Here is a 618-nt window from a genome sequence, read left to right as displayed (position 1 = left end):
ATGACGTCACCCGTTTCGCCGAGCCTTTCCGCCAGTGCCGCGACGAGCGCCCCATCGACCAGGTCCGCCGCGATACTCGACGCTTCGAGCACCGACGACATCATGCCGCCGGGAGTCGACGCAAAAGGGCCTGCCGCCGATCCGGTACGCAGCGAACGAGCTTCGTCGCCCAGTGCATGCAGCGCCGAGCTCAGTCGGTCGAGATGTTCGAGATCAGCCGTCAACGCGTCCACGTCGCCCCCCCCCAGGTCCTGTCGGCAGACACCCTAGCAATCAGCGGGCTGCCGGGGACAAGACGGATGCGGTCAGCGCTCGTTGCGCGGCTTCCAGACGACGATGGCGTTGCTGCGCGGACTGGGGACGAGGTCGCGGCGGTAGCTGGCGTGGACGCGTGCGATCTCGGCGGCGAGTTCGTCGACGCGGTTCTGCAGGGCCTCGACCTGGTTGGTCAGTTCGATGATGCGCTTGATGCCGGCGAGGTTGACGCCCTCGTCCTGGGACAGGCGCTGCACCTCACGCAGCAGCGCCACGTCCCGCGGCGAATACCGGCGTCCGCCACCGGTTGTACGGTGCGGAGTGACCAGCCCTAGCCGGTCGTAGTTGCGCAGAGTCTGCGCA

The 618-nt window shown here is 67.8% G+C and carries 2 protein-coding genes; both read right to left on the bottom strand.

Going from position 1 to position 618, the window contains the following annotated elements; all coding sequences use genetic code 11:
* The coding region (locus AC07RN_RS20925; protein WP_478337207.1) for a hypothetical protein at positions 1-233 on the bottom strand (233 nt) is incomplete at its 3' end.
* 72 nt (positions 234-305) lie between these two features.
* The coding region (locus AC07RN_RS20920) for a heat shock protein transcriptional repressor HspR (protein ID WP_478337206.1) at positions 306-618 on the bottom strand (313 nt) is incomplete at its 5' end.

The sequence above is a fragment of the Lelliottia sp. GFLA7 genome (assembly GCF_056490165.1).
The sequence above is the reverse complement of the archived record's forward strand: the minus strand, read 5'-3'. Positions and strand labels throughout refer to the sequence as shown.